Origin of the sequence: Sphingopyxis sp. NFH-91 (genome assembly GCF_021401285.1) — a bacterium.
GTDB lineage: Bacteria > Pseudomonadota > Alphaproteobacteria > Sphingomonadales > Sphingomonadaceae > Sphingopyxis > Sphingopyxis terrae_A.
Window position 1 is genome coordinate 12,690 of record NZ_JACBGA010000008.1, and the last position, 20,928, is coordinate 33,617.

The 20,928-nt window shown below is 65.6% G+C and carries 22 protein-coding genes; 16 read left to right on the forward strand and 6 right to left on the reverse strand.

Annotation, left to right across the window (positions count from 1 at the left end):
- Positions 1-37: 37 nt before the first annotated feature.
- Together L0963_RS16200 and L0963_RS16205 are read right to left on the reverse strand one after the other, a co-directional pair.
- Positions 38-673 carry a sigma-70 family RNA polymerase sigma factor gene (locus L0963_RS16200; protein ID WP_062900873.1) on the reverse strand — a complete coding sequence of 212 codons (636 nt, stop codon included), beginning with the start codon at positions 671-673 and terminating at the stop codon, positions 38-40.
- A complete protein-coding gene (locus tag L0963_RS16205; protein ID WP_058812440.1) occupies positions 673-930 on the reverse strand; it encodes a NepR family anti-sigma factor in 258 nt (85 codons plus the stop codon). The genes L0963_RS16200 and L0963_RS16205 overlap by 1 nt, the downstream gene beginning before the upstream one ends.
- Positions 931-1,095: 165 nt before the next feature.
- Here L0963_RS16205 and L0963_RS16210 point away from each other — a divergent pair, with 165 nt between their 5' ends.
- Positions 1,096-1,512: a BLUF domain-containing protein gene (locus L0963_RS16210; RefSeq protein ID WP_003038631.1), complete on the forward strand. Its 417-nt coding sequence runs from the start codon at positions 1,096-1,098 to the stop codon at positions 1,510-1,512.
- A gap of 96 nt (positions 1,513-1,608) precedes the next feature.
- Positions 1,609-2,223, forward strand: coding sequence for a sigma-70 family RNA polymerase sigma factor (locus L0963_RS16215; protein ID WP_412072836.1), 615 nt, complete (start codon positions 1,609-1,611; stop codon positions 2,221-2,223).
- 55 nt (positions 2,224-2,278) lie between these two features.
- Here the strand turns inward: L0963_RS16215 and L0963_RS16220 are convergent, their stop codons facing one another.
- Positions 2,279-2,800, reverse strand: a complete 522-nt coding sequence (locus tag L0963_RS16220; protein ID WP_082819813.1) for a GNAT family N-acetyltransferase — start codon at positions 2,798-2,800, stop codon at positions 2,279-2,281.
- Positions 2,801-2,960: 160 nt separating this feature from the next.
- Positions 2,961-3,755, reverse strand: coding sequence for a response regulator (locus L0963_RS16225; RefSeq protein WP_003052571.1), 795 nt, complete (start codon positions 3,753-3,755; stop codon positions 2,961-2,963).
- 335 nt (positions 3,756-4,090) lie between these two features.
- Here L0963_RS16225 and L0963_RS16230 point away from each other — a divergent pair, with 335 nt between their 5' ends.
- From L0963_RS16230 to fghA, 14 genes are all read left to right on the forward strand, one after another.
- Complete coding sequence (locus L0963_RS16230; protein ID WP_062902990.1) at positions 4,091-5,542, forward strand: GAF domain-containing protein; 1,452 nt, start codon at positions 4,091-4,093, stop codon at positions 5,540-5,542.
- 51 nt (positions 5,543-5,593) lie between these two features.
- Positions 5,594-6,844, forward strand: coding sequence for a putative DNA modification/repair radical SAM protein (locus L0963_RS16235; RefSeq protein ID WP_062900870.1), 1,251 nt, complete (start codon positions 5,594-5,596; stop codon positions 6,842-6,844).
- Positions 6,841-8,271, forward strand: coding sequence for a UdgX family uracil-DNA binding protein (locus tag L0963_RS16240; protein ID WP_062900869.1), 1,431 nt, complete (start codon positions 6,841-6,843; stop codon positions 8,269-8,271). Before L0963_RS16235 ends, L0963_RS16240 begins: the two co-directional genes overlap by 4 nt.
- Positions 8,271-9,281, forward strand: a complete 1,011-nt coding sequence (locus tag L0963_RS16245; RefSeq protein WP_062900868.1) for a ligase-associated DNA damage response exonuclease — start codon at positions 8,271-8,273, stop codon at positions 9,279-9,281. The genes L0963_RS16240 and L0963_RS16245 overlap by 1 nt, the downstream gene beginning before the upstream one ends.
- Positions 9,278-10,861 (forward strand): cisplatin damage response ATP-dependent DNA ligase, encoded by a 1,584-nt coding sequence (locus L0963_RS16250; protein ID WP_062900867.1) that lies wholly within the window; start codon positions 9,278-9,280, stop codon positions 10,859-10,861. The genes L0963_RS16245 and L0963_RS16250 overlap by 4 nt, the downstream gene beginning before the upstream one ends.
- Before the next feature lie 88 nt (positions 10,862-10,949).
- Positions 10,950-11,564, forward strand: coding sequence for a superoxide dismutase (locus tag L0963_RS16255; RefSeq protein WP_234180524.1), 615 nt, complete (start codon positions 10,950-10,952; stop codon positions 11,562-11,564).
- A gap of 171 nt (positions 11,565-11,735) precedes the next feature.
- Positions 11,736-13,115 (forward strand): L-serine ammonia-lyase, encoded by a 1,380-nt coding sequence (locus L0963_RS16260; RefSeq protein ID WP_234180527.1) that lies wholly within the window; start codon positions 11,736-11,738, stop codon positions 13,113-13,115.
- Positions 13,116-13,196: 81 nt separating this feature from the next.
- Complete coding sequence (locus L0963_RS16265; protein ID WP_234180529.1) at positions 13,197-13,586, forward strand: hypothetical protein; 390 nt, start codon at positions 13,197-13,199, stop codon at positions 13,584-13,586.
- Positions 13,587-13,692: 106 nt separating this feature from the next.
- The gene (locus tag L0963_RS16270; protein WP_062900863.1) at positions 13,693-14,805 is read left to right on the forward strand and encodes an S-(hydroxymethyl)glutathione dehydrogenase/class III alcohol dehydrogenase; all 1,113 of its coding nucleotides are present in this window, start codon (positions 13,693-13,695) and stop codon (positions 14,803-14,805) included.
- A gap of 18 nt (positions 14,806-14,823) precedes the next feature.
- A complete protein-coding gene (locus tag L0963_RS16275) occupies positions 14,824-15,210 on the forward strand; it encodes a VOC family protein (protein WP_003052594.1) in 387 nt (128 codons plus the stop codon).
- A gap of 1 nt (position 15,211) precedes the next feature.
- A complete protein-coding gene (gene purU, locus L0963_RS16280) occupies positions 15,212-16,084 on the forward strand; it encodes a formyltetrahydrofolate deformylase (protein ID WP_062900861.1) in 873 nt (290 codons plus the stop codon).
- A gap of 55 nt (positions 16,085-16,139) precedes the next feature.
- The gene (locus tag L0963_RS16285; protein ID WP_003052600.1) at positions 16,140-16,520 is read left to right on the forward strand and encodes a VOC family protein; all 381 of its coding nucleotides are present in this window, start codon (positions 16,140-16,142) and stop codon (positions 16,518-16,520) included.
- Between the two features lie 14 nt (positions 16,521-16,534).
- Complete coding sequence (locus tag L0963_RS16290) at positions 16,535-17,038, forward strand: prolyl-tRNA synthetase associated domain-containing protein (RefSeq protein WP_062900860.1); 504 nt, start codon at positions 16,535-16,537, stop codon at positions 17,036-17,038.
- A complete protein-coding gene (fghA, locus tag L0963_RS16295; RefSeq protein WP_234180530.1) occupies positions 17,035-17,883 on the forward strand; it encodes an S-formylglutathione hydrolase in 849 nt (282 codons plus the stop codon). The genes L0963_RS16290 and fghA overlap by 4 nt, the downstream gene beginning before the upstream one ends.
- Positions 17,884-17,914: 31 nt before the next feature.
- On the opposite strand, the gene L0963_RS16300 is transcribed toward fghA, so the two are convergent.
- Complete coding sequence (locus L0963_RS16300; protein WP_234180532.1) at positions 17,915-18,892, reverse strand: quinone oxidoreductase family protein; 978 nt, start codon at positions 18,890-18,892, stop codon at positions 17,915-17,917.
- A gap of 64 nt (positions 18,893-18,956) precedes the next feature.
- On the reverse strand, positions 18,957-20,786 hold the full coding sequence (locus tag L0963_RS16305) for a DEAD/DEAH box helicase (protein ID WP_003052614.1): 1,830 nt from the start codon (positions 20,784-20,786) through the stop codon (positions 18,957-18,959).
- Between the last annotated feature and the right edge of the window lie 142 nt (positions 20,787-20,928).

Below are 20,928 nucleotides of genomic sequence, written 5' to 3' on the forward strand. Positions count from 1 at the left end.
GCGCCCGCCCGGAAAAGTCGAGAGGATGCGTGGCGCGCTAGCGGTTCGCGGCTTCGCGGCGCGCGGTGATTTCCTCGACGCTGTCCATGATTGCATCCATCGCCTCGCTCGCCGGTACCGCGTCGGATCGGCGCTGCGAGAATTGACCGCGATCCATGATTTCTTCGAGCGCGGTGCGCGCGCGCGAGACGCGGCTTTTCATCGTGCCGAGCGCGCAGTCGCAAATCTGCGCCGCTTCCTCATAGGACAGACCGCCGGCACCGACGAGGATCAGCGCCTCGCGCTGGTCCTGCGGCAATTCCATCAGCGCGCGCTGGAGATCCGCCATCTCGCCCGAATCTTCCTGCGACGCCGGGGTCGACAGCGTGCGTTCGACGGTTGTTTCGTCATATTCGCCGTGAAATTTGTTGCGGCGCATCTGCGAAAGGAAGGTGTTGCGCAGGATGACGAAGGTCCACGCCTTGATCGAAGTGCCGCGTTCGAAGCGCGCACGCGACGCCCACGCCTTGACCATCGTGTCTTGCGTCAGATCGTCGGCCAAATCGGGATTGCCCGACAGGCTGCGCCCATAAGCGCGCAGATGCGGGATGACGCCAGCGAGAAGCGCCTTGAATTCGCCGTCCGACAGGCTGTGATTTTCCTGCGAACGCGGCGCAGCAGCAGGGCGGGTCATCAGAGTTTAGGGCTTTTCTGATCGAGTTGGGCCAAAAGATCGAGCATCTGGTCGGGAAGCTTTTCGGCGACGACGCTGCCATAGATCATGCGCAGCTTCGCACTCACCGGCTCGGGCGACTGCCGACCGGTCAGCGTGCGATGCCACTGGTCGCTGTCCGTCCCCGGAAAGCTGCCATTCGTGCGGCGCACGACTTCGGCTTCCTCCGCCGGGTGGGGCGGCTTGCCGTTGATCCTGTTGTCACCATGCGTAGCCATGCCGAAGCAACGAGGAAGATCGCCGCTGGTTCCCGGCAATTTCGATTTTGCGACGAATGCGTTGCCAAGGTGCCACACGCGCCCTAAGCAGGCAGGGCAGGCCCGCAGGGGTTTGCGGATGGGGTCACAACGCTCCTTGAATGGGGAAGCCGGGAGTCACGTGACTTGCGATCGATTATTTATGTCAGCGTTGCGGACCCGCTGATAACGCCCGACGACATTGCCGATATTCTGGGTACGGCACGCCGCAACAATGCTCGCGACGCGCTGACCGGCGCCCTGATCTTCAACGGGCATAATTTCATGCAATTGCTGGAAGGTCCGGGCGACAAGGTCGAGGCGTGCCTCGCCGCGATCCGCGACGACCGCCGTCACAGCGGCATGGTCGAGGTGCGGCGGCGCGACATCGACCACCGCGAATTCGGCGACTGGTCGATGCTCTACGAACCCAATTTCGACGGGCATGAGGACAGTCTGAGGCGGCTGGCCGCCAACGGCCGGCTCGACCCCGTCGACGAACAGATGATGGCCAATTTCATCGCGCTTGGACGTCGCCGGCCGGCGGCCGCGGTTCCCGCCTGAGCCATTGCGGCGGGGATCGCCGCTTTCCATCGACGTTTCAACGCGCTAAGCCCGGTGTCATACGCATCGAGAGATTGCCCAGATAAAGGCCCGATTATCAGCGACGACACGCCCCGACCGCTCGACGACGCCAGCTTCAAGCAGGAGCTGGCGGCGATGCTGCCGCATCTGCGCGCCTTCGGCCGCAGCCTGACCGGCAACGCCGACCTGGCCGACGATCTGGTGCAGGAGACGATGCTGAAGGCATGGAAGGCGCGCGCAAGCTATATTCCGGGGCCGTCGAGCATGAAGAGCTGGGCCTTCGTCATCCTGCGCAACTGTTTCCTGTCGCAGATGCGGCGCAAGAAATTCACCGCCGAATATGACGAACTCGCCGCCGAGCGCCTGCTCGTCGCGCCCGACGATCAGGACGACAGCCTGCACCTGTCGGACGTGCAGCGCGCGCTGATGATGCTGCCCGTCGACCAGCGCGAGGCGCTGATCCTTATCGGCGCAGGGCAATTATCCTATGAGGAAGGCGCCGACATCTGCGGCGTCGCGGTCGGCACGATGAAAAGCCGCGTCTCGCGCGCCCGGGCCGCCTTGCAGGCGATCCTCGACGGCGGCGAGATGCCGCTGCGCAGCGAAGACCCGCTGCCCCCGAGCGAAGCCTTCGCGACGATCATGGGCAGCGTCGACCAACTGACAGGCGGGGGACCCTCGCCGGATTGACGGCGCCTGCGTGGCGGTTTGGGAGTGGACGACGCACTTTACTCGCGAATTGCCCTCAATGTGGACGCGGTAGACCGAAAATGTCTCGTTCCAGTCCGTCGGGAAACTTTTCGCGCAAGATTTTTGTGCCACCAAGTTTTTGGACAAGCGCTCGCGCCGCGACGTTATCATCATTCATGTGGGTCTCGACCAAGTCCCAACCCAGCATATCATATCCAAATGCAATGGCTGCACGCGAAGCCTCCAGCGCATAGCCGTTTCGGCGGGCCGATGGAACAATCCACCACGTCAGCTCCGATCTCGGATAGCCTTCAGGCCACCAAAGTCCGCACCCGCCGATCATTAATCCACTCGCGCGCTCTACAACCGACCAGCGGCCATATCCACGCAGTGACCAATGGCCCAAGTCCGTTGCAAGCACACGCCAGGCGCGGTCCGCTTCCATCGGCCCCCCGTAGAAGTGCGATGCCGCGGCATCTGCAAAGAAATCACGATAAACCGGGAAATCCTCGCTTCTCGGACCTCGCAGATCGAGATGTTCTGTTTTCAGGGTGGGGATATGCTCGTGGATTGTCATAACGAGCTGCAGCTTATGACGAACCTCAACTTGCGGGTAAACTTCCGAGAATGGTCGTTTGCCGGATTGCCGGCACATCGGAAGCGAAGGGCTTAGAGGGCGGTTCGGTCTGGAGCGCCGCCCCTCGAGCCGTTCCTCCGACCCAGAGGCCAACGAAGCCTTATGCCGCGAGTTGGGGGGTGAAGAGCAGGCTCTGGCTGATCGCGGCGCGGACCATGTTCTGGCGGAAGGGCTTGGAGATCAGGAAGGTCGGCTCGACGCGGTTGCCGGTGAGCAGGCGTTCGGGAAAGGCGGTGATGAAGATCGCCGGGACGGGGGCGATCGCCAAAATGTCCTGTACCGCGTCGATCCCCGACGATCCGTCGGCAAGCTGGATGTCGGCGAGGACTAGGCCAGCCTCGGTGCGTTCGAACGCCGCGACCGCATCGTCGTGCGTTGTCGCGATTCCGGCGACCTCGTGGCCGAGTTCGCGGACGATCTGTTCAAGCTCCATCGCGATCAGCGGCTCGTCCTCGATAATCAGGACCGAGGTGCGCGATTCGCGGTCGAGGTCGCCGACCGCTTCGGCGAGCAGCGTTTCCACGGTGGGGATGTCGGTGCCGGTGATCGCCGCGGCCTCGTCGGCCGAGAAGCCTTCGAGCGCGGTAAGGAGGAGGATCTGACGGCCGAGAGGGGTGATCCGGCGCAGCCGGTCGTTCGCGGCGCGTAGCACCGGGTCGAGTTCGGCGTCGCTGCCTTCGCCATCGTCGATATAGGCGCTTTCCCAGATGCGGTGAAAGCTGCGGTAGAGGTCGATACGCGTATCGGGACAGGTGCGAAACTCCTGGGGCGCCGCGACGATGACTTCCAGCGTGGTGTGGACGAAATTGTCGCCATGTTGCTGACTGCCCGTGAGCGCGCGCGCATAGCGGCGCAGGAACGGCAGATGGCCACGGATTTCTTCGCCCAAGCTCATGCAGGAACCTCCCTCTTTGAACCGATCATACGCGCCCCGCGGAGGCAGGTTCCCGCATTGAGGCAAAAAAGCACCCCCATTTTCTGCAACCACCACGCGCCTGATGCGTAGAGTCTGCCGGGACGCTACCGGATCGCCGCGTAAGTAGCAGAAAGATGGTCTTTTTCTTGCGCGCTCATTCACAAGCTTTTGCAGGGACCAGATTCATGGCACAGCGCCCCACCACGGCAATCGATGCGACGGCATCGAGCGAGGGCGCTTCGGAGAAGAGCGCGGCGGGAAAAGACGGAGGGCGGGCTTTGGCCGACGGGGGCGACGAAGGGGGTTCGAGGGACATGCGCGAGCGCGAACGCCGCCGACTCGAAACGCTTCGCGAATACCGGATATTGGACACCGCGCCCGAACCGGCGTTCGACCGCGTCACCAAACTTGCCGCCGACTTGTTCGACACCCCGATCGCGCTCGTGTCGCTGGTCGACGATTGCCGGCAATGGTTCAAATCCTCCTATGGCCTCGACGTCCCCGAAACGCCGCGCGAGATCAGCTTTTGCGAAAAGGTGGTGAAGAGCGAGCGGCCGATGATTATCGCCGACACGCTGGAGGACACCCGATTTCGCAGCAATCCGCTCGTCACCGGCGAGCCGCTGATCCGGTTTTATGCCGGTGTGCCGCTGCGCGCCTATAATGGCGCGGTACTGGGGACTTTGTGCATCATCGACCGGCGGCCGCGCGTCGATTTTGCGGACCGCGAGCGCGAACGGCTCGAGGATCTGGCGGCGATCATCATGGCCGAGGCAGACCTGCGGCGCACCGTGATGGAGCGCGACGAGGCACGGCACATGCTGGAACGCGCGCTCGACTTTTCGTGCATTGCGACCTGGCAGTTCGACCCGCGCACCGACGAGCTCAAATGGCGCGGGGCCACCGCCGAGCTATGGGGCGCCGATTTCGAAACCGCATTGAGGAACGGCGAGGGGTTTTTCGCGCGCGTCCATCCCGAGGATCGCGACGCGGTGCGCCGCGTGCTCTATGCCTCTGTCGACAGCGGCGCGCCCTATTCGATGGAGTACCGCATCGACCATCCCGAACGCGGTGTGCGTTGGATCGCGGCGCGCGGGGACTGGGATGTGCGCCGCGACGATGCCATTCTGACCGGGATCAGCGCCGACATTACCGAACAGAAGAGCCGCCAGGAAAATGCGACGCTGCTGATGCGCGAGCTGCACCACCGGATGCGCAACCTGTTCGCGACGGTCGGCGCAATCATTTCGCTCACCAAAAATTCGGCGCGCGATGTTGACGATTATGTCGAGCGGATCAGCAGCCGGCTCGACGCGCTTAACCGTGCGCAGAACGTCCTGCTCGGCGCAAATTTCATGACCGGATCGATACACGCGCTGATGCGCGAGGTCGAAGCTGCCTTTCCGCGCGTGCGCTGGTCGGGCCCCGACCTGCTGCTTCCCGAAAATGCGTTGGTGGCGATGGCGCTGCTGTTCAACGAGCTGGCAACCAATGCGGTCAAGCATGGCGCGTTGACCGGCGCGCGCGGGCAGGTCGATGTCAGCTGGAGCCAGGACCCCGAAGGCAGCGAGCCGCGCCTGTTCCGGCTCGACTGGACCGAAAGCGGCGGCGATGCGCCGATCGGTCCGCCCGATCGCACCAGCTTTGGCACGCTGCTGATGGAACGCAGCGTCCGGAACAATTTGGGGGGCACGATTACGCGGCACTGGAACCCCGAGGGCCTGCGGGTCGAAATCGCGCTGCCCGCCAAATGGCGCGAAGCCTGAAACGCGACGAGGTGATTTGTTCCTTAAATGTTCTCGTGTTAAACGGGTGGCATGTCGGGAAAATCGATTCTGCAAAAGCTCGCGATCCTCGCCGATGCGGCGAAATATGATGCCTCCTGCGCCTCCTCGGGAACGGTGCGGCGCGATTCGACCGCGACCAAGGGCATCGGATCGACCGAAGGCATGGGCATATGCCACAGCTATGCGCCGGACGGCCGCTGCATTTCGCTACTCAAAATCCTGCTGACCAATTTCTGCGTTTATGACTGCCGCTTCTGCATCAACCGGGCGTCGAGCAATGTCGCGCGCGCGCGTTTCGATCCGCGGGAGGTCGTGCGGCTGACGCTCGATTTCTACAAGCGCAACTATATCGAGGGGCTGTTCCTGTCGTCGGGGATCATCCGGTCCGAAGATTATACGATGGAGCAGCTGGTCGAGGTCGCGCGGCTGCTGCGCGAGGAGCATCGCTTTCAGGGCTATATCCATTTGAAGACGATCGCGGGCGCCGATCCCGCGCTGATCGCGCTTGCCGGCATCTATGCCGACCGGCTGTCGACCAATGTCGAACTGCCGACCGAGGCAGGACTGGCGAGCTTTGCGCCTGAAAAGAAGCCCGGCGTCATCCGCAAGACGATGGCATCGGTGCGCACGCGCGAGGCCGACGTCCTCGACGCCGCGAAGGGGCGGCTGATCGGCAAGGCACCGCCGCCGCGCTTTGCGCCTGCCGGGCAGTCGACGCAGATGATCGTCGGCGCCGACGGCGCGCGCGACGACGACATTCTGCACGCGGCGACGAACCTCTATTCGGGCTATCGGCTGCGCCGCGTCTATTATTCGGCCTATAGCCCCATTCCCGACGCGAGCAGCGACCTGCCCCCCGTGCGCCCGCCGCTGCTGCGTGAGCACCGCCTGTATCAGGCGGACTGGCTGCTGCGCTTCTATGGCTTCGAGCGCGCCGAAATCATGGCGGGCGGGCGCTGCGGCATGCTCGACCTGGCGATCGATCCCAAGCTTGCGTGGGCGCTTCAGCAGCGCGAGAGCTTTCCCGTCGACATCAACCGGGCGCCGCGCGAACTGCTGCTCCGCGTGCCCGGTCTTGGCACGCGCGCGGTCGACCGCATCGTGGCGGCGCGGCGGCTGGGCAAGGTGCGGCTCGGCGACCTCGCCAAGCTGACGGCGTCGGTCAAAAAGCTGCTGCCCTTCATCGTCACGCCCGACTGGCGGCCGGGCAAGCTCACCGACAGCGCCGACCTGCGCGCCCGCTTCGCGCCGCCCGCGGAACAACTGACGCTGGCGCTGTGAGGGAGGTCGTCCTCGAAACGCCCGGCGATTTCGGCGAATGGCGCCGCGCCGCGCGCAGCCTGCTGGCGGACGGGATTGCGCCCGAGGACATCAGCTGGCGCGGCGGCGGCGAGGGCGCATCGCTGTTCGGCGAGGCCGCAGCGGTACCACCGCCGTCCGGCGCGCTCAGCCTGCCGCGCGAACTGGTTGCGATCGCCGAGCGGGTGATCTGTTACCGCGATGCTGCGGTGCCCGCACGTCTTTACCGTGTGCTTTGGCGCGCGTTGCAAGACCGTCGGCTGCTTGAACGGCGCACCGACGCCGATGTCGACTGGCTGATGAAGGCCGACAAGGCGATCCGCCGCGATGTTCACAAGATGCACGCCTTCGTGCGGTTCCGGCGGCTGGGCGAGGATGGCGAGCGCGAGCGCTTCGCCGCGTGGTTCGAGCCCGCGCACCGCATCCTGCGGCTGACCGCCCCCTTTTTCCAGCGCCGCTTCACCGGCATGGACTGGGCGATCGTAACCCCCGACGCGCGTGCGATCTGGGAGGACGAGGCGCTGCGTTACGGTCCCGGCGGGACGCGGGACGAAGTGCCGGAGAGCGATGTGGTCGAGGATCAGTGGCGCACCTATTATGGCGCGATCTTCAACCCCGCGCGCGTCAAGATCGCCGCGATGCGCGCCGAAATGCCGAAAAAATACTGGCACAACCTGCCCGAGGCGCAGGATATCGCGCCGTTGCTGGCAGGCGCCGAGGCGCGCGTGGAACGGATGCGCGCGGTGGCCGTTTCGGCTGCGAATGCGCGAACGGAGAAATGGCGCAAACGCGTGACCGACGACGACGCCTCGACCGAAGCCCTTGATACGCTCGACACGATCGCGCGTGCGCTCGATCGCTGCACGCGCTGTCCGCTCTATTGCGACGCGACGCAGGCGGTCGCGGGCGAGGGACCGGCGACGGCGCGGATCATGCTGGTCGGCGAACAGCCCGGCGATCAGGAGGATTTGCAGGGACGGCCCTTCGTCGGCCCGGCAGGGCAGGTGCTGAACGAAGCGCTCGACGAAGCGGGCATGGACCGGCGGCGGCTGTTTCTGACCAACGCGGTCAAACATTTCAAATTCGAACCGCGCGGCAAGCGAAGGCTGCACCAGAATCCGACGGCTGCCGAGATCGATATCTGCCGCTGGTGGCTCGACAAGGAGCGCGCGCTGGTCCGGCCCGACGTGATCGTGACGCTGGGCGGCAGCGCGCTGCGAGGGGTGACGGGGCGAAGCGCGACGATCGCGTCGATGCGCGGGTCGGTGCATGACCTGGAGGACGGCACGAAGCTGATCGCGACGGTCCATCCGTCGTTCCTGCTCCGCCTGCCCGACCGCGAACGCGCGGCGAAGGAGCGCGACATGTTCGTCGCCGACCTGATCCGCGCGCGAAAGCTGGCTGCCTGATGCCCGGCGCTAGCTGGATCGAGCCGCACCCGAGCGGTATCTATGTGAAGCCCGCTGACTTGTGGATCGATCCGTCGCGCCCCGTTGCGCGCGCAGCGGTCACCCACGGCCACGCCGATCATGCGCGCAGCGGGCATGGCGCGGTCTTCGCGACGCCGGAGACGCTCGCGATCATGGCGCTGCGCTATGGCGTCGATGCCGAGGCGAGCCACAATCAGGCCTTTGCCTATGGCGACGGGTTCGAGCGCGGCGGGGTGCGGTTCAGCTTCCATCCCGCCGGCCATGTGCTCGGCAGCGCGCAGATATTGATGGAGTATCGCGGCGAGCGGATCGTCGTCACCGGCGATTACAAGCGCCGCGCCGACCCGACCTGCGCACCGTTCGAGGTGGTTCCGTGCGATATCTTCGTGACCGAGGCGACGTTTGGCCTGCCGGTGTTCCGGCACCCGCCGACTGGGGACGAGATCGCCAAGCTGATCGGCGCGGTGCGTGCCGAGCCCGACCGCGCGATACTCGTCGGCGCCTATGCGCTCGGCAAGGCGCAGCGGGTGATCGCCGAACTGCGCGGCGCGGGCTGGGATGCGCCGATCTATATTCACGGCGCGCTCGAACGGATGTGCGCGCTCTATGCTGCGCACGGCGTCGATCTGGGCGAATTGCGGCTGGTATCCGAAACCGACAAGGCGGCGATGGCGGGGCAGATCGTCATTGCCCCGCCGTCTGCGCTCAACGACCGCTGGTCGCGGCGGCTCCCCGATCCCGTCACCGCGATGGCGTCGGGCTGGATGCGGGTGCGCCAGCGCGCGCGGCAACGGATGGTCGAACTGCCGCTCGTCATCTCCGACCATGCCGACTGGGACGAACTGACGGCCACGATCGCCGAAGTGAACCCCAAGGAGAGCTGGATCACCCACGGCAGCGAGGACGGCCTCTTGCGCTGGTGCGAACTCACCCAGCGCAAGGCGCGCGCGCTGCACCTCGTCGGCCGCGACCTGGAGGAGGAGGTGTGAAGCGCTTCGCCGCCCTGATCGACCGGCTGATCTACACGCGCTCGCGCAACAGCAAGCTGGCGTTGATCGTCGATTATCTGAAGCATACGCCCGATCCCGATCGCGGCTGGGCGCTCGCGGCGTTGACCGAGGCGCTCGACTTTTCGGCGGTGAAGGCGGGGACGGTGCGGACGCTGCTCGCGACGCGCGTGGATGAAGAGCTGTTCCGGCTGTCGCGACATTTTGTTGGCGATACGGCGGAGACGGCGGCGCTGTTGTGGCCCGATGCGCCCGGCAAGAGTGCGGATCTCAGCATATCCGAAGCCGTCGATGCGCTGGCCGCCGCAAGCCGCAGCGATGCGCCCGCGGTCGTCGCCGCACTGCTCGACCGGCTCGACGCCGACGGGCGTTATGCGCTGCTCAAACTGGCCTTGGGCGGAATGCGCGTCGGGGTGTCGGCGCGGCTCGCGAAGCAGGCGTTCGCGCAGGCGTTCGGGGTGCCGGTCGACGATGTCGAGGAGCTATGGCACGCGATCCCGCCGCCCTATGCGCCGCTGTTCGCCTGGGGTGAGGGACGGGCGCCGCGTCCCGACCTTGCCGACGTCGCCTTTTTCCGGCCCTTCATGCTCGCGCACCCGCTCGAGGAAGAGGTTGTCGACCTCGCCGACTTCGCCGCCGAATGGAAGTGGGACGGCATCCGCGTCCAGATCGTCCATGCCGCCGGCGCGACGCGTATTTACAGCCGCGGCGGCGAGGAGATCAGCAGTGCTTTCCCCGAACTGGTCGCGGCCTTCGATCGGGAGGCGGTGATCGACGGCGAGTTGCTGGTGCGGGGCGAGGTTCAGGGCGGCCCAGAAACACAGGGTGGGGCGGCGAGTTTCAATGCGCTGCAACAGCGGCTCGGGCGCAAGACCGTCTCGAAAAAGATGCTTGCCGATTATCCGGCTTTCGTGCGCGTCTATGACCTGCTGGCCGTTGCCGGCGACGATCTGCGCGGGCTGCCGTGGTCCGAACGGCGGCGCCAACTGGAGGCCTTCGTGCCGCGGCTGGCCGCCAGCCATTTCGACCTGTCGCCGCTGATCGCGGCGGCGGATTTCAATGCGCTCGCCGATCTGCGCGCCGGCGCGCGCGACGCCGCGATCGAAGGCGTGATGCTCAAGCGGCGCGATGCCCCCTATGTCGCCGGGCGGCGGGCGGGGCTGTGGTATAAATGGAAGCGCGATCCGCTGAGCGCCGATTGCGTGATGATGTATGCGCAGCGCGGCAACGGGCGCCGCGCCAGCTTCTATTCGGATTATACCTTCGGCTGCTGGACCGAGACGGGCGAATTGCTGCCGGTGGGCAAGGCCTATTCGGGCTTCACCGACGAGGAGCTGAAGTGGCTCGACAAGTTCGTGCGCGACAACACGGTCGATCGCTTCGGCCCGGTCCGCGAGGTCGAAAAGACGCTGGTGCTCGAGGTCGCCTTCGATTCGATCCACGCATCGAAGCGCCACAAATCGGGGCTGGCGATGCGTTTCCCGCGCATCGCGCGCATCCGGCGCGACAAGCCGGCGGAGGAAGCCGACCGGATCGCGACGCTGCGCGGCATGGTGACGTAAAAATAACGCCAGAATTCGTCGTCACGGGGTTGCAACTCGCGTCAAACATACCGAGTTACACCCCCGAACACCAAAAAAGGAGACTGCCATGACAATCGCTTTTCCGCCGCTGCCCTATGCCGAGGACGCGCTGGCGCCGCATATTTCGGCCGACACGCTCGCGACGCATCATGGCAAGCATCACAAGGCCTATGTCGACAAGACCAATGCCGCGATCGAAGGCACCGACCTCGCCGGCAAGAGCCTGGAAGAAATCATCCACCATGCCGAAGGGTCGGGCAACAAGGGGCTGTTCAACAACAGCGCCCAGTCGTGGAACCACGCTTTCTACTGGAACTGCCTGTTACCGACCAAGACCGCCCCGTCGGGCGATCTCGCCGCGGCGATCGACCGCGACTTTGGGTCGCTCGACGATCTCAAGAAGAAGCTGAAGGACACGGCGGTCAACCATTTCGCCTCGGGCTGGGCGTGGCTGGTCGCCAAGGACGGCAAGCTGTCGGTCACCGACACGCATGACGCCGGCACCGAAGTGACCGCGGGTATCAAGCCGCTGCTCGTCATCGACGTGTGGGAACATGCCTATTACATCGACCGCAAGAATCTGCGTCCGGCCTACGTCGACGCGGTGGTCGACGAGCTGCTCAACTGGGATTTCGCCGCTGAGAATCTGGCGCGCGACGGTGCTTGGACTTATCCGGCGTAATTTCCCGTCAAAGAAAAGGCCGTGCGTCCCCGCGAATGCGGGGACCCATCTCCGGTCGGTGCTATTTTTCGCCCACGGATGATGGACCCCCGCCTTCGCGGGGGGACACGGCTTTAGACGTCAAGGCATTGGCTTCTGTCATAAGGCTATTTCCTCGCCTATAGGCGCGGCATGACGATCAGCCTCTTCGAACTTTTCAAAATCGGTGTCGGGCCATCGAGCTCGCATACTGTCGGACCGATGGTTGCGGCGCGGCGCTTCACCGTCTGGCTCGACGAACGCGGCCTGCTCGGCAAGGCGGCGCATGTCGAGGCCGATCTCTATGGCTCGCTTGCGCTGACGGGGAAGGGGCACGCGGCCGATACCGCAGTGGTCGCCGGGCTGGCGGGCGAAATCCCGGCCGAAACCAGCCTCGCCGCGATCAAGGCGCATTGGGACCGCGCCGAGAATGAGGGCTTTCTTTATCTACTCGGCCGCCAGCGCGTCCGCTTTCAGCCGGCGCGCGACCTGCATTTCCAGATGAAGCAGCGCCAGCCTTTTCATAGCAACGCCTTGAGCTTCACCGCGCGCGATGGTGACGGAGAGACACTGGCCAAGCGCATGTATTTCTCGATCGGCGGCGGTTTCGTCGTCGACGAGGAGGAGGCGGGGCGCAACAGCCGCGGGGCCGAGGACGAAGTGGCGCTGCCTTTCGCCTTCACCTCGGGCGCCGACCTCCTCAACATGGGCGCGGCGTCGGGCAAGAGTTTCGCCGAAATGATGCTCGACAACGAGCTGGTGCACCGCAGCCCCGAACAGGTCGAGGCGGGGCTCGACCAGATCGCCGCGGCGATGGACGCCTCGATCGATGCGGGCTGTTGCAGCACCGGCACGCTGCCCGGCGGCCTCAAGGTCAAGCGCCGCGCGCCGCAGATCGCCGCCGACATCCGCGAACGGCACGAAGCCAATTTGTCGGACCCGATGGCGATGATGGACTGGATCAACCTGTGGGCGATGGCGGTGAACGAGGAAAATGCCGCGGGCGGCAAGGTCGTCACCGCGCCCACCAATGGCGCGGCGGGGATCATCCCGGCGGTGATCCGCTATTACCGGCGCAGCTATCGCGGCGACGCGGCGGGGGTGCGCACCTTCCTGCTCGCCGCGGGCGCGGTCGGCGCGCTCTACAAGCGCAACGCCAGCATCTCGGGCGCCGAGGTCGGCTGCCAAGGCGAGGTCGGCGTCGCCTGCTCGATGGCCGCCGCGGGGCTGACCGCGGCGCTCGGCGGCACCAACGCGCAGGTCGAAAATGCCGCGGAGATCGGCATGGAGCACAACCTCGGCCTCACCTGCGATCCGATAGGCGGGCTGGTCCAGATCCCGTGCATCGAGCGCAACGCGATGGGCGCGATCAAGGCGATCGACGCGAGCCGCATCGCGATGATCGGCGACGGCACCCATGTCGTCAGCCTCGATACGGTGATCGCGACGATGCTGCAGACCGGCCGCGACATGCGCGATAAATATAAGGAAACGTCGAAGGGCGGGCTGGCGGTCAGTGTGGTGGAGTGTTGAGCTTCAACTGTTGGCTGCTAGCGCACTGAACCTTTTTTGCTAAAAGGCGAGATGCTCGAAAGGTCAGACTGCCCATTCCTATTGGACGTGCTTGATTGCCTTAAACGCCGTGGAAAAGCGCTCAAGCATCGTAACGCAACTCCGATAATTGAGCGCTTCATCGAGCTTCGCGATGGAAAGACCGAAGAGCGGGTGGAAGTTACATTCAAGGTGCGCAAACGGCAGATCGTGGCTCTGACGGTCTGGGGTGATCGGTGGATTTCGATCCGCGCCGCAGAGTCAATTCCGCAAGCTGGGTGGAAGTTTCAGTATACGCACTCCGGACGCTTTCTCGGCACCGAGGGCGGTCGCGATCTGGTCAAAGCGACGGAGGCTTCGCTTTCCGAGATGTACGAATTGACCGATACGACCGTCGAACGGCTCGACCTCATCTGGAGACCATTGTTGGCCAACGGCCCGCAAGTCGCTTGATGGCGGCGGGCTGCCACCTCCCCACGGCTTCGCAGCAGGGAGGATCTGCAGTATCTTGCATTGCCGGGCGCTTTGCCTGATTGGAGCGGCGAGAAGGAGACCTGCCATGAAGACCCGCGCCGCCGTCGCATTCGAAGCGAAGAAGCCGCTCGAAATCGTCGAACTCGATTTGGAAGGCCCGAAGGCGGGCGAGGTGCTGGTCGAGATCATGGCGACGGGCATCTGCCACACCGATGCCTATACGCTCGACGGCTTCGACAGCGAGGGCATCTTCCCGAGCGTACTGGGACATGAGGGTGCGGGCGTGGTGCGTGAGGTCGGCGCGGGCGTGACGAGCGTGAAGCCCGGCGACCATGTCATCCCGCTCTACACCCCCGAATGCCGCCAGTGCAAAAGCTGCCTTTCGGGCAAGACCAACCTCTGCACCGCGATCCGCGCCACGCAGGGCAAGGGGCTGATGCCCGACGGCACGACGCGGTTCTCGTACAAGGGCCAGCCGATCTTCCATTATATGGGCTGCTCGACCTTCTCGAACTTCACCGTGCTGCCCGAGATCGCGGTTGCGAAGATCCGCGAGGACGCGCCGTTCCAGTCGAGCTGCTACATCGGCTGCGGCGTGACCACCGGCGTCGGCGCGGTGATCAACACCGCGAAGGTGCAGGTCGGCGACAATGTCGTCGTCTTCGGGCTCGGCGGCATCGGCCTCAACGTCATCCAGGGCGCGCGGCTGGCCGGTGCGAACAAGATCATCGGTGTCGACATCAACCCCGATCGCGAAGAATGGGGCCGCAAGTTCGGCATGACCGATTTCCTCAATTCGAAGGGCATGAGCCGCGAGGATGTCGTCGCGGCGATCGTCGCGATGACCGACGGCGGCGCCGATTACACCTTCGATGCCACCGGCAATACCGAGGTGATGCGCATCGCCTTGGAAGCCTGCCACCGCGGCTGGGGTACCTCGATCATCATCGGCGTCGCCGAGGCGGGCAAGGAGATTTCCACGCGGCCGTTCCAGCTCGTCACCGGCCGCAACTGGCGCGGCACGGCCTTCGGCGGCGCCAAGGGCCGCACCGACGTGCCCAAGATCGTCGACATGTATATGCAGGGCAAGATTGAGATCGACCCGATGATCACCCACGTCATGGGGCTGGAAGAGATCAACAAGGGCTTCGACCTGATGCATGCGGGGGAAAGCATCCGCAGCGTTGTCGTGTATTGACGCGGAAGGACGCGCAGCATGTTCAGCCATGTCACGCTCGGCGCCAACGATATTGCGGCGACCAAGCGCTTTTACGATGCGGCGCTTGGTGCGCTCGGCATCCCCGTCGGCCGCGTCGATGAGCGTGGCCGGTTGATCTACGCGCATGACGGCGGACGGCTCGTCATCACCAAGCCGGTGAATGGCGAAGCGGCGGCGTGCGGAAACGGCCATACGCTCGGCCTGCTCGCGGCCTCGCCCGAGGCGGTCGATGCGTGGCACGCCGCGGGCCTTGCCAATGGCGGGACGAGCGCCGAGGACCCGCCGGGCATTCGCAACGCGACCGAAGGCCGGGTGCTGTATCTGGCCTATCTGCGCGATCCGGCGGGCAACAAGCTGTGCGCATTCCACAAGATTTCGGGCTGACATGACGACCGAACGTCCGGCCGCTTTCGTCCTGACCTTCAGCTGCGTCGATGCGGTGGGCATCGTCGCGGCGGTGACGGGGCTGCTTGCCGAAACCGACGGCTTCATCCTCGACAGCCAGCAATATGCCGACCTCGATTCGGGGCGCTTTTTCATGCGCGTCGAATTTCGCGGCGCAGGTCCGCGCTTTCCGCAGACGCTGGACGCGGTGCGCGCGGCCTTCGCGCCGATCGTCGAGCGGTTCGCTTTGGAAGCGCGGATCAGCGACGCGGGGGCCAAGCCGCGCTTCGTGATTGCCGTGTCGCAGGGCAGCCATTGCCTCAACGACCTGTTGCACCGCTGGTCGACGGGCAATCTGGCGATCGACATCGTCGGCGTGGTGTCGAACCACGACCATTTGCGCCGCCTGACCGAATGGCACGGGGTGCCGTTCCACTACCTGCCCGTCAGCGCCGCGAACCGCGCCGAACAGGAAGCCGCGATGCTGGACGTCATGGCACGCGGCGGCGCCGATTATCTGGTGCTCGCACGCTATATGCAGGTGCTTTCGGCCGATCTGTCGGCGAAGCTCGTGGGGCGCTGCATCAACATCCATCACAGTTTCCTGCCCGGCTTCAAGGGCGCCAAGCCCTATCATCGCGCGCACGAACGCGGGGTGAAGCTGATCGGCGCGACGGCGCATTTCGTGACGAGCGACCTCGACGAAGGCCCGATCATCGAGCAGGCGGTCGAGCGTGTCGACCACCGCGACGGGATCGACGACCTGATCCGTATCGGCCGCGATGTCGAGGCGCAGGTGCTCGCGCGCGCGGTGCGCTGGGTCGCCGAACAGCGGGTGTTGATCGACGGACGCAAGACGGTGGTCTTCCGTTAGTCACGCGAACAGGATAAGTCCCGATTCGCAACCAAATCAGGAGGAGCCAAGGGCGATGTACAGTCACAATATGGTCGGATCGAACGACCTCGACGCATCGAAGAAATTCTACGACGCGACCTTTCAGGCGATCGGCGGCAAGCCGGGCATCGTCGATGACAAGGGGCGCCTTATCTACATGCACAATGGCGGACTGTTCCTGGTGACGGCACCGATCGACGGCCAGCCAGCGACTGCGGGCAATGGCTGCACCATCGGTTTCGCGATGGAAGGGCCCGAGCAGGCGAAGGCGTGGCATGACGCCGGCGTCGCCGCGGGCGGCACTTCGATCGAAGACCCGCCGGGCGTGCGCGAAGGCGGCTTCGGCAGCCTGTACCTCGCCTATCTGCGCGATCCGTCGGGCAACAAGCTGTGCGCGCTGCACCGCGTCGTCTGACTTTCTGAGGGCTTATGCGCGGTGAGGCGGGATTGCTGGCGGATCTGGATGCGCTCGCCATCCCCTTCACCGCGCACGAGCATGTCGCGGTGTTCACTGTCGCCGAAAGCGACACGGTGAATGCTGCGATTCCCGGCGCGCACACCAAAAATCTGTTTCTGAAGGACACGGGCGGGGCCTTCTGGCTCGTCACCGTGCCGGGCGAAGCGCGCGTCGACCTGAAAGCGCTGCCCGCCGCGATCGGATGCAAGCGCGTGAGCTTCGGCAAGGCCGACGACATGCAGCGGCTGCTCGGCATCGCCCCGGGATCGGTGACGCCGCTTGCCGCGATCAACGCCGCACCGGGAACCATCACGGTGGTACTCGATGCCGGGCTTGCGGCTGCGGAGCGCGTCAACGTCCATCCGCTGCGCAACACGGGAACCATCGGCCTTGCGGGCGCAACCATCCTCGACCTCTTGCGTCATTGGGGGCATGAGCCGTTGATCGCTTCCATACCCGTGCAGGACAATCCATGACCCTCGAAACGCTATCGACCAATCGCAGCCATGGCGGCACGCAGGGCGTCTATCGCCATGCCAGCGACACCACCGGCACCGACATGACCTTTGCGCTGTTCGTTCCCGATCATGCGCCGGGCGCGAAGCTGCCGGTGCTGTGGTATCTGTCGGGGCTGACCTGCACCCATGCCAATGTGATGGAAAAGGGCGAATATCGCGCCGCCTGCGCGCAGCATGACATCATCTTCATAGCTCCCGACACGAGTCCGCGCGGTGAGGGCGTGCCCGACGATCCGGAGGGCGCATGGGATTTCGGACTCGGCGCCGGCTTCTATGTGGATGCGACCGAGGCGCCATGGGCAAAGAATTACCGCATGCGCTCCTATATCGAGGATGAGCTCCCGTCGGTGGTGCTGCGCAATTTCCCGATGGCCGACATGACGCGGCAGGGGATCAGCGGTCATTCGATGGGTGGCCATGGCGCGCTGACGGTGGCGCTGCGCACGCCCGACCGCTTCCGCTCGGTCTCGGCCTTTTCGCCGATCGTCGCGCCGCTGCAATGCCCGTGGGGCGAAAAGGCGCTGTCGAACTATCTCGGTGCCGACCGCGAGCCGTGGAGTCACTATGACGCCTGCGCGCTGATCGAAGGCGGCGCGCGCGTTGCCGACTTGCTCGTCGATCAGGGAGAGGCGGACAGCTTCCTGGAAGATCAGCTCAAGACGCATCTGCTGGTCGAGGCGTGCGAGAAGGCGGGGCAGAAAGCCGAAATCCGCATGCAGCCGGGCTATGACCACAGCTATTATTTCATCTCGACCTTCATGGCCGAGCATATCGGCTGGCACGCCGAACGGTTGAAGGTTTAGTCGCTCCCCTCCCGCCCGCAAGCGGCAAAGATCAGGGCATCAACAGCGTCGACCCCGTGGTCCGGCCCGCTTCCAGATCTTCGTGTGCGCGAGCCGCGTCGCGGAGCGGGTAGCGCTGACCGATGGTGACCGCGACCGCGCCGCTTTCGAGCATCTCGAACACGCGCGCGGCGCCGGCGGCGCGTTCGCCGGGATCGAGATAATAGTCGAACAAGGTCGGGCGCGTGACGAACTGCGACCCATGCTGCGCCAGGATGCCGAGATTGACGCCGGTCACCGGCCCGCCGGCATTGCCGTAGCTGACGATCAGCCCGCGGCGCGCTGTGGCCTCGAGCGAGGTCGCCCAGGTCGCCATGCCGATGCCGTCGAAAGTGACGGGAACGCCTTGGCCGTCGGTGATTTCGCGGACGTGCGCGGCGACATCTTCGTCCCGGTAGCGGATAACATGGTCGGCGCCGGCGTGGCGCGCGGCCTGTTCCTTGGCTGCGGTGCTGACGGTGCCGATCACGGTGGCGCCGACGGCTTTCAGCCATTGGACGAGGATCAGACCGACACCGCCGGCGGCGGCGTGGACGAGCACCGGCCAGCCTGCCTCGACCCTGGCGCAGCGTTCGACGAGCGCCTCGACCGTGCAGGCCTTGAGCAGCGCGGCGGCGGCGGTCTCGTCGTCGACCGCCGCGGGCAGCTTGAACAGCGCGGCTGCGGGGACGAGCCGCGCGGTCGCATAGGCCGTGCGGCGGGGGCCGAAGGTCGCGACGCGGTCGCCGGGCTTCAGCCCGTGGACGTCGGCACCGATCGCCACGATCTCGCCCGCCGCCTCGAGCCCCAGACCGCCAGGAAGGTCGACCGGGTAGGTGCCGTCGCGATGATAGGCGTCGATATAATTGAGCCCGACAGCGGTCTGGCGGACCAGCACCTCGCCCGACCCGGGGGCGCCGAGCGTGACGCTGCGCCACTGGATGACGTCGGGACCGCCCTGCTTCTCGATAAAGGCTTCAACCGCTTCCATGCGTCCTCTCCTGCTGTTCGCCCGATTTGGGACGGCGGCGGAGAGGGCGCAAGGGCTCTACGCCTTAATATTTCCCGGTCTTGCGCGGGTTGCGCTGGCCGTAGGGTTTGGGCTTGTAACGGTCGGTGCCGCCGCCGGGGGCGCCGGGGCCGCGCGGTTTGCGCGGACCGTCGCCGCGAGGGCCGTCGTGGCGCGGGCCAGCGTCGCGGCGCCCGCCCTTATGGGGGCGCGTGTCGCGGCGCGGCGGATAGGTGCTGCCTTCGGGCGCCGGGGTGATGGCGACGCCGCTATCGTCTTCGCCATCCTTGTTCGCGGTGCGCGACACGGCTTCGGCGAAGCGATCGGCGATCGCGAGCGGGATGTTGAACAGCGTTTCGTTGGGGCCGATGCGGATCGCGCCGATTTCGTGCTTGGTCACATGGCCGCGGCGACAGAGCAGCGGCAGGATCCAGCGCGGATCGGCGTTCTGGCGGCGGCCGATGTTGAGCCGGAACCAGACGCTGTCGTCGAACTGTTCGCGGTCCGCCCCACGATCGGCGCGCTCGAGACGCTCACCGCGTTCGGGGCGCTCGCCGCGCGGGCGCGGGCCGTTATCGATCAGATCTTCGGGCGGCGGCATCGTCGCGCGGTGCGCGCGGACGAGCGCGGCGGCGATGTCTTCTGCGCTGCGCTCCGCGAGCAGGCGCTGGCCGAGTTCGATGTCATCAGCCTCATGTTCGACCGGCGCGAGCAGCGCCTCGATCAGCCGTTCCTTGTCGCGCGCGCGCACGTCGGTCGCCGTCGGCGCGTTCATCCACTGCGCGTCGATCTTCGCACCGCGCAGCATACCGTCGACGCGGCGGCGGCGCGGATAGGGGACGATGAGCACGGCGGTGCCCTTTTTCCCCGCGCGACCGGTGCGGCCCGAGCGGTGCTGAAGCGTTTCGGCATCGCGCGGGATTTCAACGTGAATGACGAGGCTGAGGCTCGGCAGGTCGATACCGCGCGCGGCGACGTCGGTCGCGACGCAGACGCGTGCGCGGCGGTCGCGCAGCGCCTGCAGCGCGTGGTTGCGTTCGGACTGGCTGTGCTCGCCCGACAGCGCCACCGCCGCGAAGCCGCGTTCGAGGAGGCTGGCGTGGAGGCGGCGGACATTGTCGCGCGTGGCGCAGAACAGCATTGCCGTGTCGGCCTCGTGCAACCGCAGCAAATTGACGACCGCGCCCTCGATATCGGCGGGGGCGACGGTGACGACCTGATAGGCGATGTCGCCGTGGCCGCGATCTTCGCCGACGGTCGAGATGCGCAGCGCGTCGCGTTGATAATGTTTGGCAAGCTGGGCGATCGGCTTGGGGATCGTCGCCGAAAAGAGCAAAGTGCGGCGCGTTTCGGGGGTCGCGTCGAGGATTTCCTCAAGGTCTTCGCGAAAGCCCATGTCGAGCATTTCGTCGGCCTCGTCAAGCACGGCGACGCGCAGCGATTCGAGGTCGAGCGCGCCGCGTTCGAGATGGTCGCGCAGGCGGCCGGGGGTACCGACGACGATGTGCACGCCCTGGCTGAGCATCCGGCGCTCGCGGCTTGCATCCATGCCGCCGACACAGGTCGCGATGCGCGCGCCGGCCTTCGCGTAGAGCCAGCTCAGTTCGCGGCTGACCTGCAGCGCGAGTTCGCGTGTCGGGGCGATGATCAGCGCCAGCGGCGCGGCCGCGAACGGCAGGCGCCCATCCTCCAGCAATTCGCCCGCCATGGCGAGGCCGAAGGCGACGGTCTTGCCCGATCCGGTCTGCGCCGAGACGAGCAGGTCGCGGCCGACAGCTTCGGCTTCGACGACGTGGGTCTGGACGGGGGTTAGTCCTTCATAGCCGCGCGCGGCAAGGGCGTCCGCAAGGACGGGCGAGAGATTTTCAAAAGGCATTTTATTCTTCTATCCTGTGCAGCAAAGGCGCCGCTGTTTGGTCCTCGCTGCCCAGTCTGCGTCCCGGGGTCTGTCGCCCGCGATCGAAACACTGGTCATGGATGCCGAACCCCGTTCGGCATGACGAAGAAATATCTGGGTT